Source organism: Streptomyces sp. NPDC045968 (assembly GCF_056430475.1).
Genome location: NZ_JBWKLF010000002.1, coordinates 182,564 through 198,017, shown reverse-complemented (window position 1 = coordinate 198,017; position 15,454 = coordinate 182,564). Strand labels below are relative to the sequence as shown.

At 71.8% G+C, this 15,454-nt stretch carries 14 protein-coding genes; 9 read left to right on the top strand and 5 right to left on the bottom strand.

Features of this window, described 5'->3' with window-relative positions:
- Positions 1-16: 16 nt before the first annotated feature.
- The 3 genes from AC07FA_RS06565 to AC07FA_RS06555 form a co-directional block, all read right to left on the bottom strand.
- Positions 17-1,144 (bottom strand): Gfo/Idh/MocA family protein, encoded by a 1,128-nt coding sequence (locus tag AC07FA_RS06565; RefSeq protein WP_479073593.1) that lies wholly within the window; start codon positions 1,142-1,144, stop codon positions 17-19.
- Positions 1,145-1,256: 112 nt separating this feature from the next.
- Positions 1,257-2,231, bottom strand: a complete 975-nt coding sequence (locus AC07FA_RS06560; protein WP_479073592.1) for an acetylxylan esterase — start codon at positions 2,229-2,231, stop codon at positions 1,257-1,259.
- A 97-nt stretch (positions 2,232-2,328) separates the two neighbouring features.
- The gene (locus tag AC07FA_RS06555; RefSeq protein WP_479073591.1) at positions 2,329-3,237 is read right to left on the bottom strand and encodes a nitroreductase/quinone reductase family protein; all 909 of its coding nucleotides are present in this window, start codon (positions 3,235-3,237) and stop codon (positions 2,329-2,331) included.
- Between the two features lie 340 nt (positions 3,238-3,577).
- Here AC07FA_RS06555 and AC07FA_RS06550 point away from each other — a divergent pair, with 340 nt between their 5' ends.
- Positions 3,578-3,853: a DUF2087 domain-containing protein gene (locus AC07FA_RS06550; protein ID WP_479073590.1), complete on the top strand. Its 276-nt coding sequence runs from the start codon at positions 3,578-3,580 to the stop codon at positions 3,851-3,853.
- A gap of 77 nt (positions 3,854-3,930) precedes the next feature.
- Here the strand turns inward: AC07FA_RS06550 and AC07FA_RS06545 are convergent, their stop codons facing one another.
- Positions 3,931-5,094, bottom strand: coding sequence for an ABC transporter ATP-binding protein (locus AC07FA_RS06545; protein WP_479073589.1), 1,164 nt, complete (start codon positions 5,092-5,094; stop codon positions 3,931-3,933).
- A gap of 106 nt (positions 5,095-5,200) precedes the next feature.
- Here AC07FA_RS06545 and AC07FA_RS06540 point away from each other — a divergent pair, with 106 nt between their 5' ends.
- Positions 5,201-6,496, top strand: a complete 1,296-nt coding sequence (locus tag AC07FA_RS06540; protein WP_479073588.1) for an alpha/beta fold hydrolase — start codon at positions 5,201-5,203, stop codon at positions 6,494-6,496.
- Positions 6,497-6,631: 135 nt separating this feature from the next.
- On the opposite strand, the gene AC07FA_RS06535 is transcribed toward AC07FA_RS06540, so the two are convergent.
- Positions 6,632-7,204 carry a rhodanese-like domain-containing protein gene (locus tag AC07FA_RS06535; RefSeq protein WP_479073587.1) on the bottom strand — a complete coding sequence of 191 codons (573 nt, stop codon included), beginning with the start codon at positions 7,202-7,204 and terminating at the stop codon, positions 6,632-6,634.
- A gap of 98 nt (positions 7,205-7,302) precedes the next feature.
- On the opposite strand from AC07FA_RS06535, the gene AC07FA_RS06530 reads away from it, so the two are divergent.
- The 7 genes from AC07FA_RS06530 to AC07FA_RS06500 all read left to right on the top strand — a co-directional run bounded on the left by AC07FA_RS06530 (position 7,303) and on the right by AC07FA_RS06500 (position 15,296).
- On the top strand, positions 7,303-7,581 hold the full coding sequence (locus AC07FA_RS06530) for a metal-sensitive transcriptional regulator (protein WP_479073586.1): 279 nt from the start codon (positions 7,303-7,305) through the stop codon (positions 7,579-7,581).
- A gap of 58 nt (positions 7,582-7,639) precedes the next feature.
- Positions 7,640-8,371 (top strand): PIG-L deacetylase family protein, encoded by a 732-nt coding sequence (locus tag AC07FA_RS06525; RefSeq protein WP_479073585.1) that lies wholly within the window; start codon positions 7,640-7,642, stop codon positions 8,369-8,371.
- A gap of 139 nt (positions 8,372-8,510) precedes the next feature.
- Complete coding sequence (locus AC07FA_RS06520) at positions 8,511-11,201, top strand: beta-N-acetylglucosaminidase domain-containing protein (RefSeq protein WP_479073584.1); 2,691 nt, start codon at positions 8,511-8,513, stop codon at positions 11,199-11,201.
- A gap of 97 nt (positions 11,202-11,298) precedes the next feature.
- Positions 11,299-11,898, top strand: a complete 600-nt coding sequence (locus AC07FA_RS06515) for a helix-turn-helix domain-containing protein (RefSeq protein WP_479073583.1) — start codon at positions 11,299-11,301, stop codon at positions 11,896-11,898.
- A gap of 100 nt (positions 11,899-11,998) precedes the next feature.
- A complete protein-coding gene (locus AC07FA_RS06510; protein ID WP_479073582.1) occupies positions 11,999-12,967 on the top strand; it encodes an NADPH:quinone oxidoreductase family protein in 969 nt (322 codons plus the stop codon).
- Entirely contained in the window at positions 12,964-14,154 is a 1,191-nt protein-coding gene (locus tag AC07FA_RS06505; RefSeq protein ID WP_479073581.1) for an acyl-CoA dehydrogenase family protein, read from the top strand. Before AC07FA_RS06510 ends, AC07FA_RS06505 begins: the two co-directional genes overlap by 4 nt.
- Complete coding sequence (locus AC07FA_RS06500; protein ID WP_479073580.1) at positions 14,151-15,296, top strand: acyl-CoA dehydrogenase family protein; 1,146 nt, start codon at positions 14,151-14,153, stop codon at positions 15,294-15,296. The genes AC07FA_RS06505 and AC07FA_RS06500 overlap by 4 nt, the downstream gene beginning before the upstream one ends.
- Positions 15,297-15,454 lie beyond the last annotated feature (158 nt).

Sequence of the window (15,454 nt, the reverse complement as noted above, 5' to 3'; positions counted from 1 at the left end):
CGGCAGGGGACGCACCTCAGGACGCGGGCGCCCAGCCCGCCGCGTCGCCGTGCAGAGCGCTGTAGTACGGGTCGCCCGCGGCGATCTCGCCCGCCCGGACGGTCTCTCCGGTGAAGGCCGCTTTGTAGAGAGCCGCGACCAGTTCCAGGCTCGTACGGCCGTCGGGGCCGCTGCTGCGCGGCCGGCGTCCGGCGCGCATGTCGTCGAGCAGCCCGCGCAGCTGCGCCTCGTGCGAACTGGGCACATCGGGGCCGAAGTCGCTCCAGATGTCGAACTGTTCCGGTGTCACACCAGGCGCCGGGGTGATGCGCCAGTCCGCGTTGCGGTGCCCGTACAGATGGGTGAGCTCGACCGTCGCGCGCTCGCAGTCGATGCGTATCCGGCTGACCTCGTCGGGGCTGAGGACACTGTTCACGATCGTGGCCATCGTGCCGTTCTCGAACCGGACGAGGGCGGTCGAGACGTCCTCCGTCTCGATGTCGTGCACCAGCCGCCCGGCCATGGCACGGATCTCCGACCACGGTCCGAGCAGATCGAGCAGCAGGTCCATCTGATGGATACCGTGCCCCATCGCGGGACCGCCGCCCTCGCTGCTCCACTTCCCCCGCCAGGGAACGGCGTAGTACGCCTCGTCGCGGTACCAGGTGGTCTGGCAGTGGGCCACCAGTGGCCGGCCCATCGCCTGCCGGGCCAGCAGCTTCCGGACATGACCGGAGCCCGATCCGAAGCGGTGCTGGAACACGATCGCGGCGAACGGACCACCGGCCTCCGGCCCCTCCGCCGCCTCGATCGCGTCGAAATCCTCCAGCGAAGGGCACGGCGGCTTCTCGCACCACACCCACGCCCCGGCCCGCAGCGCGGTGATGGTCTGGTCGCGGTGGAACCGGGGCGGCGTGCAGAGGGTGACCAGGTCGGGCCGCTGTTCCGCCAGCATGAGGCCGAGATCCGTGTACGGACGCCCCGCGCCCGCGTCCGCGCAGAACGCCTTCGCCGATCCGGCGTCCACATCGACCGCCGCGACCATCTCCAGCGGCTGCTCGGCGGCGAGCGCGACGAGCGCGGGCAGGTGGCTGCCGCGCGCGATCGCGCCCGTGCCGACGATCGCGACACGGACCGGCTTCGCGGCCGACGTGTGTGCGGGCATGACGAGCACCCCCTGGGCGGAGAGAGTGCGCCTGCCCGATAGCAAGCGCTTTCCCTCGGAACCTAGGCGTGATGGGGGAGCCGGGTCAAGCGTGGTCCAGGGCGCCGGACGGTCAGGCCAGCAGCTTCCCCGGCAGCCAGACGAGCTGCGCGGCCTGCTGGAACGGGCCGCCGCCCTCGTGGTCGTTGAAGGGGTACACCTCGATCTCCTTGTCCTCGTGGGCATAGGCGTTGAAGGCGGCGAAGACCGTCGACGGCGGGCAGGTCTGGTCCTCCAGGGCCACCGAGAAGAGGGCCGGAACGCGCCCGCGGGCCGCGAAGTGGACACCGTCGAAGTAGGCCAGCGTCGTCCGCACCTGCTCGGTCCGTCCCCGGTGGGTCTTGAGGTAGTTGCCCACCTCGCGGTACGGCGACCGGTCGGTGACGGTCAGGGCCCGCGGGAAGTCGCACAGGAACGGCACGTCCGCCGCGACGGCTACGAGGTCCGGTATCAGCCCGCCGACGGCGAGGGCGATCCCGCCGCCCTGGCTCTCACCGATGGCCGCGGTGCGCGTGGCATCGGTCAGGGGATGCGAGCGGGCCGCCTCCACCGCTCGTACGGCATCGGTGAACACCCGCCGGTAGTAGTACGTCTCCGGGGTCTCGACGCCCCGGGTCATGTAACCGGGGAAGGAGGGGGCGCTGCCCACCGGGTCGGCGGTGTCTCCCGGCTGCCAGGTGCTGCCCTGCGCCCGGGTGTCCATCACGAAGTGGGCGAAGCCGGCCGATGCCCACAGCAGATGGGAGTGCGGCAGCCCGCGCCCGCCGCCGTAGCCGATGAACTCCACGATGACGGGCAGCGGACGCGTGGTGCCCGCGGGGAGGACGAGCCAGCCCTTCACCGGGTGCCCGCCGAAGCCCGCGAACGTCACGTCGTACACCTCGACCGTGCTGAGCCCGGTGTCGGTACGGAGCTCGAAGCGGGCGTCCAGCTCGTGGGACCGGGCCTCGTCGAGGGTCTTCGACCAGAACGCGTCGAAATCCTCCGGCTCCACCGACCGGCTGCGGTAGGTGCGCAGCTCGTCGAGGGGCAGATCGAACAGGGACATGGGAAACCGCCTTGGTCGCAGGGCTGAGTGATCACACCCTACGGTCAGCGCTTTCTGTCAGGGAGCGCTGAGCGGTTCCCGGGCCCACGCGTGCGGATCAGGCCGGAGGCCACGGCACACCGGCCAGTGCGGGGAGCAACTGCTCCTCCTCGTAGGCGAAGTGGGCGGTCAGCTCTCTCGACATCCGGGCCAGTTCGGTGCGGAACCGCTCGGGGTCCGCGGTGGTGATGTCGGCCAGCAGTGCGGCCAGTTCGCCCTGGATGGCGGCGACGGTCCGGTGTTCCTCGCGGAGTCTGTCGAACGCGTCGGCGAGGTGCGGGTGGTAGCCGGCCATGACCGGGAAGACGTGGCCGTCCTCGGCGGTGTGGTGGAACTCCAGGGCCTGGCAGAACGCCAGACAGTGCTGCCGGATCTGCAGGCCGAGCCCGGGCGCGGGCGGTTCGCCCGGCTCCCCGGACCTCTGACGGTCCTCCCGCGCGGCGAAGTGGGCGTCGGTCTCGGCGCGCACGTGGCGCAGTTGGTGGCGCAGCCAGGTGTGCACCTCCAGGATCTTGTCGGCGAGCGTGGTGATCTCGGCGGGGCCCTCGCCCGCCGGGGCCTCGGAACGCTCCAGCACGACCACGGGCAGCACACGGTCCGTGCTCGCCTGGTAGTCGCCGTAGCCGGGTGCCACCCGGACCACCTGCTCGAACAGCCGGTCGCGCCGGGCTCCTTCGGCGGGGACGGCGATCGCCTCGAACCGCTCGGTTCCCACCTCGACGCCCACGGCGGGATGGGCGAGGAGGTTGTGGAACCAGACGGGATGCGCGGGAGCGCCGAGGTTGGAGCCGACGACCAGCAGCCGGCCGCCGTCGGCGACATAGCCGAGGGGTGTGGTGTGCGGTCGGCCGGTCCTGGCGCCGGTGGTGGTGAGGAGCAGCAGGTCGCCGCCCGCGAAGGGGCCGCCGACCTTGCCCGCGTGGGAGCGGAACTCCTCGATGACGGACTGGTTGAAGGACTGGGGCATGGGGTGCCGGATCTCCGTAAGTGTGTGCGGCGGCCCGGGGCGTCACTGGGTGGTCCCTGTGGGTTCCGGGCGGCCGGAGGCATGACGTATCGACGCGTCTGCGTTGCGGAGGGTCGCGCGGAGGTGCGGCGACGCGCAACAGCGCTGAGGTCAGAAGCAGGGGGCTGAGAGTGAACTCATGGCATCGTCCCTGAATGAAGGTGCCGGCCCGGCTGTCGGCCTGCCCACATCTCTCGGCCGGCGCCACGCTGCACGGGCACCATTAGAACGAGCCGACCGGCGGCTGTCAACGCGCGAAAACGCGTTGCCCGCCGCTCGGGCGGCTGCGACGCTTCGGGCCATGTCCGTCGAAGATTCCAGCAGCACGCGCCAGGTCACAGACCTCTTCTCGCGCGGCCGTCTGACCGCCATCCCCCGTAAAGCCGCCCGCCGCGAGCAGTTGCTGAACCACCTCGCGCAGAGCCTGTTCGAGCGCGACCGCGACTACACCGAGCACGAGGTCAACGAGGCGCTGCGCACCGTGCACGAGGACTGTTCCGCCCTCCGCCGCTATCTGGTCGTGGCGGGACTGCTGGTCAGGCCGAAGGACGGCAGCAGTTACCGGCGCGCCCGCTGAATGAGTGTCAGTTCACTGTTGCCCTGCTCGACGGACGCGTGCGCGACAGGGCTTGCAGAGGCCCCGCTGCCCCGCCCCTACGCGTCCGCGACCGAATCGAACTGCACCTCGTCGCGCCCGACCCCCTGTGCGTCGGCGTCCACGGAGCGCCGCAGCGCCTCGTGGAGCTTGGCCGGGGTGAGTACGCCGAGGAAGCGCGCCCCGTCCAGCACCGCGACCCAACCCGCATCGTGCTGGAGCATCTCGCTGAACGCCTTCTTCAGCGGAGCGCCGACCGGCACCCAGGCGTCCATCCGCCGGGCGAGCTCGCCGACCGTGCCGTACTCCCCGGCGATACGGAGCGTGTCCGCAGAGACCCAGCCGTGCAGGTCGCCCTCCGCGTTCAGTACCACCGCCCACCGCGCACCCGCGGCGTTCAGCCGCCCGGCCGCCGCGCGGGCCGGCTCGTCGAACCGGGCGACCGGCGGCTCTTCCAGGTCCTCCGGCTCGATCGTCGTGACCGAGAGGCGTTTCAGGCCGCGGTCGGCGCCCACGAACCGTGCCACGTACGGTGTCGCGGGCGTACCGAGCACCGCCCCCGGGGTGTCGAACTGCTCGATGTGCCCCTCCCCGTACACCGCGATCCGGTCGCCCATCCGCACGGCCTCCTCGATGTCGTGCGTCACCATCAGCACGGTCTTGCGCACCGTGGCCTGAAGACGCAGGAATTCGTTCTGCAGCCGTTCGCGCACCACGGGGTCGACTGCTCCGAACGGTTCGTCCATCAGCAGGACCGGCGGGTCCGCCGCCAGCGCCCGTGCCACGCCCACCCGCTGGCGCTGCCCGCCGGAGAGCTGGGCGGGGTAACGCGAACCGTATGTCTTCGGATCGAGGCCCACGAGATCCAGCAGCTCCGCCGCGCGCTCCCGGGCTCTGGTCCGCTTCCAGCCGAGCAGCGCGGGTACGGTCGCGGTGTTCTCCAGGACGGTCCGGTGCGGGAAGAGGCCGACCTGCTGGATCACGTAGCCGATCCTGCGGCGCAGCTTCACGGGGTCGATCGTGGAGATGTCCTCGCCGTCCACCAGGATGCGGCCCGAGGTCGGCTCGATCAGCCGGTTCACCATCATCATCGTGGTCGTCTTGCCGCAGCCCGAAGGGCCCACGAGCGTGACCAGCTCCCCCTCGCCCACCTCGAAGGACAGGTGGTCGACCGCGGTCGTTCCGTCCGGGTAGACCTTGCCGACCTGCTCGAACCGGATCATGACTGCACGCTAGGAGCCTCCAGGGCGTCGCGCACACGGGCCGGGACTGTCCGAGTAACGGCCGTGTGCTGGACTGTCCTGGACCATCGGATCTCAGGAGCACCCTTTGAGCAGGTACCGGCACCCCGGCGTCGTCTTCACCGACCGTCGCTTCACCGTCCCCCTCGACCACACGGACCCGGGCGGGGAGCAGATCGAGATCTTCGGCCGGGAGGCCGTGGCGAGCGGCAAGGCGGACGAGGAACTGCCGTGGCTGGTGTACCTGGAGGGCGGCCCCGGCTTCGGCGCCCGCCGCTTCGTCGGAACGGAAGCCTGGCTGGGCCGGGCCGTGAGCGAGTTCCGGGTGCTGTTGCTCGACCAGCGCGGCACGGGACTCTCCACCCCGGCCAACCGCCAGACCCTCCCGCTGCGCGGCGGGCCGCGCGAGCAGGCCGACTACCTCGCCCACTTCCGGTCGGACGCCATCGTCCGCGACTGCGAACTGATCCGGCGCCGGCTGACCGGTGGTGCCCCCTGGACCGTCCTCGGCCAGTCCTTCGGCGGTTTCTGCGCGGTCCACTATCTGTCGGCCGCCCCGGAAGGGCTCAAGGCGGTCCTGATCACGGGCGGACTGCCTTCGCTCGACGGCCACGCCGACGACGTGTACCGCGCAGCGTATCCGCGGATCGAGCGGAAGGTCGCCGCCCACTACGCCCGCTACCCGCAGGACGTCGAGCGTGCCCGCGCGATCGCCGCGTACCTCTGCGAGCACCGCCCGGAGAGCGCAGGCCACCGCCTGACGGTGGAGGGGTTCCAGTCCCTCGGGATCATGCTGGGCAGCGGCAACGGCAGTCACCAGCTGCACTACCTGCTGGAGAACGCCTTCGTCCGTACGCCGTACGGCACCGAACTCTCCGACACCTTCCAGGAGGCCATGCGCACGGCCAACTCCTTTGCCGGCCACCCGCTGTACGCCCTGATGCACGAGGCGATCTACGGCCAGGGGGAGCGCCCGACCGGCTGGGCGGCCGAACGGGTCCGCGCCGAGTTCCCGCAGTTCGACGCGGCGGAGGCGCTCAAGGGCGAGGGGCCCGTGCTCTTCACCGGCGAGACGATCCACCCCTGGCACTTCGAGGTGGACCCGGCCCTTCGGCCGCTGCGCGAGACCGCCGAGCTGCTCGCGGGACGTACCGACTGGGCGCGGCTGTACGACGCCGAGCGGCTGGCGGCCAACGAGGTGCCGGTCGCCGCGGCGGTCTACCACGACGACATGTACGTCGACACCGAGCACGCGCTGCGCACCGCGGCGTCGATCCGCGGGCTGCGCACGTGGGTGACGACCGAGTTCGAGCACGACGGGCTGCGGGCCGGCGGGCCGCGTGTGCTGGACCGGCTGCTCGCACTGGTCAGGGACGAGATCTGACCCGTACGGCTCCGGACACGGAGGGAGCCGGCCGCGGGTGACACGCGGCCGGCTCCCTTTCCCGTGCGGGCACGGGGCCCGTGCGGCTCACTTTCGCGGGGCCCGTGCGGCTCGCTCTCGCGGCGCCCGCGCGGCTCACTTCTGGAGTGCCTCCAGCGTGGCGCCGAGGTCCGTGGCCGCGTGCGGGGCGCGGTTGTACGGAAGCTTCGACAGGACCGCGGCCATGCCGCAGGTGTTGGTCACCGCGGAGAAGACGAGCCCGGAACCGATGCCCGCGGACAGCCAGCGGGCCGCGGGGAAGCGGGTCCCCGCCAGCAGCCCGGCCACCACCAGCGAACCGGCGGCGAGCCGCACCTGACGCTCCATGGGCCAGGTGGCGCGGGCGCCGGCGGGGCGGTCCAGGTCGCGCCCGTCGCCCTCCCAGGCGGACGTCCCGCCGGTCAGCGTGGCGGCGTCGATGTCCGCGGCCGAGAGGATCTCCCAGGCCCGCGTCGAGCGGACGCCGGAGGCGCACACCACGAGCAGCGAGCCCCGGGCGGCGGCCGCCTTGAGAGCGGGCACGGCCTCCGGGAGACGGTCGAGCGGGATGTTCAGCGCACCGGGCACATGGCCGGAGACGTACTCGCCGGGGGCCCGCACATCGATGACGGTGAACTCGTCGAGACGGGCTGCGGCCTGCGCGGGGGAGAGGGAAGCGGGGCTGGTCACGATCGCAGATTCCTTTCGGTCACCGGGCCGGGCAGGAGACTCCGTCTCTCCTGCCCCGGACGGGCTAGAATACCCCCCAGGGTATTCGAGGAGGGTGTGTGGAACTCGACATGGCGGCCGACGAACTCAGATCGGTCCTCAACCGCCTGCGCCGCGCCCAGGGTCAGCTCACCGCGGTCATCAGGATGATCGAGGAGGGGCGGGACTGCGAGGACGTGATCACCCAGATGGCGGCCGTCTCGCGGGCCCTCGACCGCGCCGGGTTCGCGGTCATCGCCGCGGGGCTGCAGCGCTGCATGGCCGACGGCACCGCGGATCCCGCCGACCGCGAGCGGATGCGGGCCCGCCTGGAGAAGCTCTTCCTCTCCCTGGCCTGAACCGGGCCACGGCGACCAATGCCGACGGTCCGGCCCCTCGCGCCGATAGCCTGCGGGCATGACGCAGCAGTTGGAGCCCATGCCCACGGACTGGCAGCGCGCACTGGCCGTCGTCGCCCACCCCGACGACCTGGAGTACGGCTGTTCCGCGGCCGTCGCGAGCTGGACCGACGCCGGACGTGACGTCGCCTATCTTCTCGCCAGCCGCGGCGAGGCGGGCATCGACACGATCGCTCCGCGGGAATGCGCGCCGCTGCGGGAGCGCGAGCAGCGGACGAGTGCCGCGGTCGTCGGTGTCGGCACGGTGGAGTTCCTGGACCACGAGGACGGCGTGATCGAGTACGGCACGCGGCTGCGCCGTGATATCGCCGCGGCCATCCGGCGCCACCGTCCCGAACTGCTCATCACGCTCAACCACCGCGACACCTGGGGCGGAGTCGCCTGGAACACGCCCGACCACCGCGCGGTCGGGCGGGCCACCCTGGACGCCGCGGGTGACGCCGGAAACCGGTGGATCTTCCCGGAGCTGACCGAGCAGGGGCTGGAGCCGTGGGACGGCGTGCGGTGGGTCGCCGTCGCGGGCACCGACAGGCCCACCCACGCGGTGGACGCGAGCGAGGGATTCGAGCGCTCCGTTGAGTCACTGCTCGCCCACCGCACCTACATCGAGGTGCTGACCGAGGAAGACCCCGAGACGTACTGCCGCACGTTTCTGACCGGTATGTCCCGTGCCGCGGCGAGTCGGTTCGGTGGTCGTCCCGCCGTCGCGTTCGAGGTCTTCGCTCGTTGAGTTCCACGGCTGCGTAAGAAGTAACTCCAGGTCAGTGAGCTGGTGTTGTCCAGACCATTGACATGGCATCGTCATGATGTTGAATTCGGTGGTGTTGTGTTGCGCGACTCCGGTGACATCAGTGACCAATGGAGGACCCTTGACGCCTCACCCACCCCGCATCACCGCGCTCGGCGCGGCCGCGACCCTGCTCGTCGGCGGTCTGCTGACCGCCGCACCGTCCGTACAGGCAGCCGACGGCAGCGCCCGCAGCGGCACCTCGGTGAACCGCCCGACCGGCCCACGTGCCCCGGCCATCACTCCGACCCCGCAGTCGGTCACCGGGCGGCCCGACGGGATCACCGTCACGCCCACGGTCACCCTGGTGGCGGGTGAGACGGCCGACGCCGCCTCCGTCCAGGTCGTGGAGACCGCCCTGCGCGGAGCCGGCGCGCGGCGCGTCGTACGCGGCGACGGGCCCGGCAGCGGCGGCCTCACCGTCCACGTCGGCTCCCCCACGGCACTCGCTGCCCAGGACATCGAGGGCCCGGCCGCCCTGCCCGCCGACGGCTACGTCCTCGGTATCGGCGCCGGCCGCATCGTCCTCGCGGGGAAGGACACGACCGGTACCTACTACGCGGCCCAGACGCTGCGTCAGATCCTGCCGCAGCGCCGGACGCCCGGCGCCACGGTGGGGGGCCTCGCCGTCCGGGACTGGCCCGCGACCCCTCTGCGCGGAGTCATCGAGGGGTTCTACGGCACCCCCTGGTCCCACGAGGCGCGGCTCGACCAGCTCGACTACTACGGCGAGCACAAGATGAACATCTACGTCTACTCGCCGAAGGACGACGCGTATCTGCGCGAGAAGTGGCGCGAGCGGTACCCCGCCGACCGGCTTGCCCAGATCAAGGAGCTCACCGACCGGGCCCGTGCACGGCACGTCGAGTTCACCTACGCGCTCTCTCCCGGGCTGTCCGTCTGTTACAGCTCCGACGCGGACACGAAGGCCCTCGTCGACAAGTTCCGGACGATCTGGGACGTCGGCGTACGCACGTTCGCCGTGCCACTCGACGACATCAGCTACACCGACTGGAACTGCGCCGAGGACAAGGCGAAGTGGGGCACGGGCGGCGGGGCGGCGGGCGCCGCTCAGGCGTACCTGCTGAACCGGGTGAACAAGGAGTTCATCGCCGCCCACCCGGGCGCCCAGCCGCTCCAGATGGTGCCGACCGAGTACTACAACGTCTCACCGTCGGCGTACAAGAAGGCGCTCGCCGAACAGCTCGACCCGGATGTACTCGTCGAGTGGACGGGCGTCGGCGTGGTCGCGCCGACCATGACCGTCGCCCAGGCGAAAGCCGCCCGCGCGGTCTTCGGGCACCCGATCCTGACCTGGGACAACTACCCGGTCAACGACTACGCCACCAACCGGCTGCTGCTCGGCCCGTTCAACGGCCGGGAGAAGGGGCTGCCCGCCGAACTGGCCGGGATCACGGCCAACCCGATGATCCAGCCCTACGCGTCCAAGCTCTCCCTGCACACCGTCGCGGACTACTCCTGGAACGACACCGCGTACGACGCGCGGACCTCCTGGGGAGCGGGCCTCAAGGAGTACGCGGGCGGCGACCCGCGCACCGAGAAGGCCCTGCGCGCCTTCGCCGACGCCAACTACAGCTCGGCCCTCAACAAGGAGCGGGCCCCCGAGCTGGCCGCGGAGTTCAACCGCTACTGGGCGTCCGGCGACGCCCGGCGCCTGAACACGGCGCTGGCCGGCCTCGGTGAGGCCCCCGGCCGGCTGCGCGCCGGTCTTCCCGACCGAGGTTTCCTCGACGACGCGGGGCCGTGGCTGGATGCCACGGAGTCCTGGGCGACCGCCGCCCGCACCGCACTGCGCATGGTCGAAGCGGCCCGGCAGGGCGACGGGGCGCGGGCCTGGGAACTCCGCCAGAAGCTGCCCGCGCTCGTCGCCGACGCGCGGTCCTTCACCTACACCGGACTCGACGGGCGCGAGGTCCCCGTCCTGGTGGGCGACGGCGTCCTCGACGGATTCATCGACGCGGCCAACGCCGAACACGACCGGATTCTCGGCGTGACCGGCCGCCCCAAGGCATCGACCAGCATGGACACGTACCAGAGCAACGGCGTCGCCCGGATGCTCGACGGCGACGACACCACCTACTTCTGGAGCGACGGCGCCCCCGCCGCGGGCGACCACGTCACCGTCGATCTGGGGCGGTCCCGCGACATCGGGGACATCACGCTCGCCATGGCCAAGCCGGGCAGTACCCAGGACTACCTCCAGGCGGGCGTGCTCGAATTCTCCGCCGACGGTCAGAACTGGCGGGAACTCACCACGTTCTCCGGCACCCCGGACATCAGCGCGAGCCCGCCCGCCGGGACGCGGGCGCGGTACGTACGGGCCCGTGCGACGGCCGGCCAGGCGAACTGGCTCGTCGTACGGGAATTCCGCGTCGCGACGACGGAAGCGGCGGTGACCGGAGGCCCGCCCGCCGCCGCCGGATCGGCCCTGCGCTCGGCGGCCGACGGCGACACCGGCTCGGTCTACCGGGCCGCACGCGCCCCGGAGGCCGGAGAGGCGCTGGAGGTGGACCTCGTCGAGGCCCGCTCCGTGCACACCGTCACGGTCCTGCGGCCCGCGGGCGCCACGGGCGGGGCCGAGGTGCGGCTGCGCGGGACGGACGGCGTCTGGAAGTCGGTCGGGACGCTCGACGGCCCGTACACCGAACTGGACACGGACGGCGCTGGCGCGGACGCGGTGCGCCTGGTCTGGAAGGAGGGGTCCACGGAGGCCCCGCAGGTCGCCGAGGTGATCGTCAGCGCCGGGACCTGAGAAACACATGACAGCCGGGCGGGCCCGTTCTTCGGGCCCGCCCGGCGATCTTCCTATCCGATTGACAAATCCGTTTGCTGATCCTGCAATGGTCGGTATGAACGAACAGCACCGGGACGACCCGGAGATCGACGCCGTGCTCACCGGCGTGGGGCCCCGGCTGCGCCGCTTGCGCAAGGAACGCGACGTCACGCTCGCCGCCCTCTCGGCGGCCACCGGCATCTCCGTGTCCACGCTCTCGCGGCTGGAGTCCGGCGGCCGGCGCCCCAGTCTGGAGCTGCTGCTCCCCATCGCGCGCGCCCACGAGGTGCCGCTCGACGACCTCATCGGCGCGCCGCCCGTCGGCGACCCCCGGGTGAGGGCCAAGCCGATCGTCCACGACGGGCGCACCATGCTGCCGCTGACCGCCAGGCCGGGCGGCCTCCAGGCGTACAAGGTCGTGCACCGGGCCGGTTCCACGGAGGTGCCGGAGCAGCGCACCCACGAAGGCTACGAATGGCTTTACGTGCTCTCGGGAAAGCTGCGGGTGCTGCTGGCCGAACACGATCTGGTGCTGGAGGCCGGTGAGGCGGCCGAGTTCGACACGCGGCTGCCGCACTGGTTCGGGCCGGTGGGTGAGCAGCCGGTGGAGTATCTGAGCCTGTTCGGGCCGCAGGGGGAGCGCATGCACGTCAAGGCCAGACCGAAACGGGCGTGAGGGCACGATCGCGAGCCGCCGAGGTGTTCCCAGGCGGGCAAGCGACCGCTTAGTATGCGCCGGAGCAGTGGTAATGCCGACAGTGTTGTGGAGGCCCCTCATGCAGGCATGGCGAGTGCACCGGAACGGCGAGCCGAGCGAGGTGATGGAGCTCGAGGAGACGGACCGCCCCACCCCCGGAGACGGGCAGGTGCTGCTCAGGGTGCGCGCGGCGAACATCAACTTCCCCGACGCGCTGCTCTGCCGGGGGCAGTACCAGGTACGGCCGCCGCTGCCGTTCACACCGGGCGTGGAGATCTGCGGTGAGACCGAGGACGGACGCAGGGTGCTGGCCACCCCCGCCCTTCCCCACGGCGGCTTCGCCGAGTACGTCGTCGCGGACGAGGCGGCCCTGCTGCCCGCCCCCGAAACCCTGGACGACGCCGAAGCGGCCGCGCTGCACATCGGCTACCAGACGGGCTGGTTCGGACTGCACCGGCGCGCACACCTCCAGGCGGGCGAGACGCTGCTCGTACACGCGGCGGCGGGCGGCGTCGGCAGCGCCGCCGTGCAGCTCGGCAAGGCCGCGGGAGCCACCGTCATCGGCGTCGTCGGAGGTCCGGAGAAGGCCCGCGTCGCCCGCGAGCTGGGCTGCGACGTGGTCATCGACCGGCGCGGCGAGGACATCGTCGCGGCCGTCAAGGAGGCCACCGGCGGACGCGGCGCCGATGTCGTCTACGACCCGGTCGGAGGTGACGCGTACGCCAAGTCCGTGAAGTGCATCGCCTTCGAGGGGCGCGTCCTCGTCGTGGGCTTCGCGAGCGGCACCATTCCCGCCCCGGGACTGAACCACGCCCTGGTGAAGAACTACTCGATCGTCGGCCTCCACTGGGGTCTCTACAACACCAAGGACCCCGCCGCCGTGCGCGCCTGCCACGACGAGCTCACCAAGCTCGCCGCGCAGGGCGTCGTCAGGCCCCTGATCAGTGAGCGGGTCGGCATGGCCGACGCGGCGCACGCCGTCCAGCGCGTCGCCGACGGCACGAGCACCGGCCGCGTCGTCGTCCTCCCGGCAGGAGCCGCCCGATGACCGTCACCGTCGACGAGGCCGAAGTCCGCCGCCGCACCCTTGAGCTGCTGGCAGCCCACCCCCCGGCCACCACTGACCGCACCGACTTCCTGAAGGCCCGCTTCGACGCGGGTCTCGCATGGGTCCACTACCCGGCCGGCCTCGGCGGACTCGACGCGCCCCGCTCCCTCCAGCACGTCGTCGACGCCGAACTCGCCGCAGCCGGAGCCCCCGACAACGACCCGCGCCGCATCGGCATCGGCCTCGGCATGGCCGCCCCGACCATCCTCGGCTACGGCACCGACGAGCAGAAGCAGCGCTTCCTGCGCCCCCTGTGGGTCGGCGAGGAGGTCTGGTGCCAGCTCTTCAGCGAGCCCGGCGCCGGATCCGACCTCGCCGCACTGGGCACGCGCGCCGTCAAGGACGGCGATTCCTGGGTCGTGGACGGGCAGAAGGTCTGGACGTCTAGCGCCCATGTGGCCCGCTGGGCGATCCTGATCGCCCGCACCGACCCGGACCTGCCCAAGCACCGGGGCATCAGCTACTTCATCTGCGACATGACCGACCCCGGCGTCGAGGTACGGCCGCTGCGCCAGATCACCGGCGAGGCCGAGTTCAACGAGGTCTTCCTGACCGGCGTACGCATCCCGGACAGCAGGCGGCTCGGCCCGGTCGGTGACGGCTGGAAGGTCGCGCAGACCACCCTCATGAACGAGCGCGTCTCGATCGGCGGAGCCCGTATCCCGCGCGAGGGAGGCATGATCGGCACCGTCGCGCGGACCTGGCGCGAACGCCCCGAACTGCGCACCCACGACCTCCATCAGCGCCTCCTCACCCTCTGGGTGGAGGCCGAGGTCGCCCGGCTCAGCGGCGAACGGCTGCGCCAGCAGCTCGTCGCGGGGCAGCCCGGCCCCGAAGGGTCGGCCATGAAGCTCGCCTTCGCGCGCCTCAACCAGCAGATCAGCGGGCTCGAAGTCGAACTGCTGGGTGACGACGGCCTGTTGTACAGCGACTGGACCATGAGCCGCCCGGAGCTGGTCGACTTCACCGGACGCGACGCCGGCTACCGCTATCTGCGCTCCAAGGGCAACTCCATCGAGGGCGGTACGAGCGAGGTTCTGCTGAACATCGTCGCCGAGCGGGTGCTCGGGCTGCCCCCGGAACCGCGCAACGACAAGGACGTCGCCTGGAAGGACCTCTCCCGATGACCGCACAGACAGCACAGCCGGGACAGCACGAACCGGCGGCCCCCGTCCTCCTGTACTCCGAGGCCGAGGAGGATCTGCGCGCCGCCGTGCGCGCGCTCCTCGCCGACCGCGCCGACGCGCCGGGCGTCATCGCCCGCGTCGAGTCCGACACGCCGTACGACCCGCGGCTCTGGAAGGCGCTCGCCGCCGACATCGGCGCCGCCGGACTGCTCGTACCGGAGAAGCTCGGCGGTCAGGGCGCCTCCCACCGTGAGGCCGCCGTGGTGCTGGAGGAACTCGGCCGCAGCGTCGCCCCCACGCCGTTCCTGACGAGCTCGGTCGTCGCGACCGAGACGCTGCTCGCGCTGGCCGCCCAGGACGGCCCCGTCGTCGAGCTGCTGGGCGAACTGGCCGCAGGGCGCAGGACGGCGGCCCTCGCCGTGCCGTTCTCCGCCCCGACGGCCGACGAGGCGCAGCCCGCGAGCGCCGTGACCGGCAGGCTGGAGGGGACGGTCACCGGTGTCGCCGACGCCGCCACCGCCGATGTGCTGCTCGTGCCCACCACCGACGGGCTGTACGCGGTGGAGACGGCGGCGGACGGGGTCACCGTCGAACCGCTCGTCGCACTCGACCTGACCCGCCCGCTCGCCACCGTCGTCCTGACCGGTGCGACCGGTGTCCGGGTCGCCGACGCGGCGTCCGCCGTCCCCGCGGTCCGGCGCGGCCTGCTCGTGGGTGCCGGGCTTCTCGCCTCCGAACAGCTCGGCATCGCCGAGTGGTGTCTGACCGAGACCGTCCGGTACACCCGTGAACGCCACCAGTTCAACCGGCCGGTGGGATCGTTCCAGTCGCTCAAGCACCGGATGGCGCAGCTCTGGCTGGAGATCGTCTCCGCCCGGGCCGCGGCTCGCAACGCGGCGGGCGAGCTGGCCGTCAACAGTCCCGACGCGCCGCTCGCGGTCGCCGTGGCCCAGGCGTACTGCTCCGGGGTCGCGGTCCACGCCGCCGAGGAATGCGTCCAGCTGCACGGCGGGATCGGTATGACCTGGGAGCACCCGGCGCATCTGTATCTGAAGCGGGCCAAGGCCGACTCGATCGCCTACGGGACCGCCGGCCGGCATCGCGAGGTCATCGCGGAACTGGTCGACCTGCCGGCACCGTAACCAACGGGCGCGCCGGACAGAGGAGTTACGGGCGGGGGGGGGGAAAAACAGGGCCCCCCCCCCCCCCTCCCCGCCCAACCCAACGACCCCCCCCCCCCCCCCCCCCCGCTTTTTCTTTGCACATCCCCCCTCCCAACCGCTATTCCCCCCCCAATTCG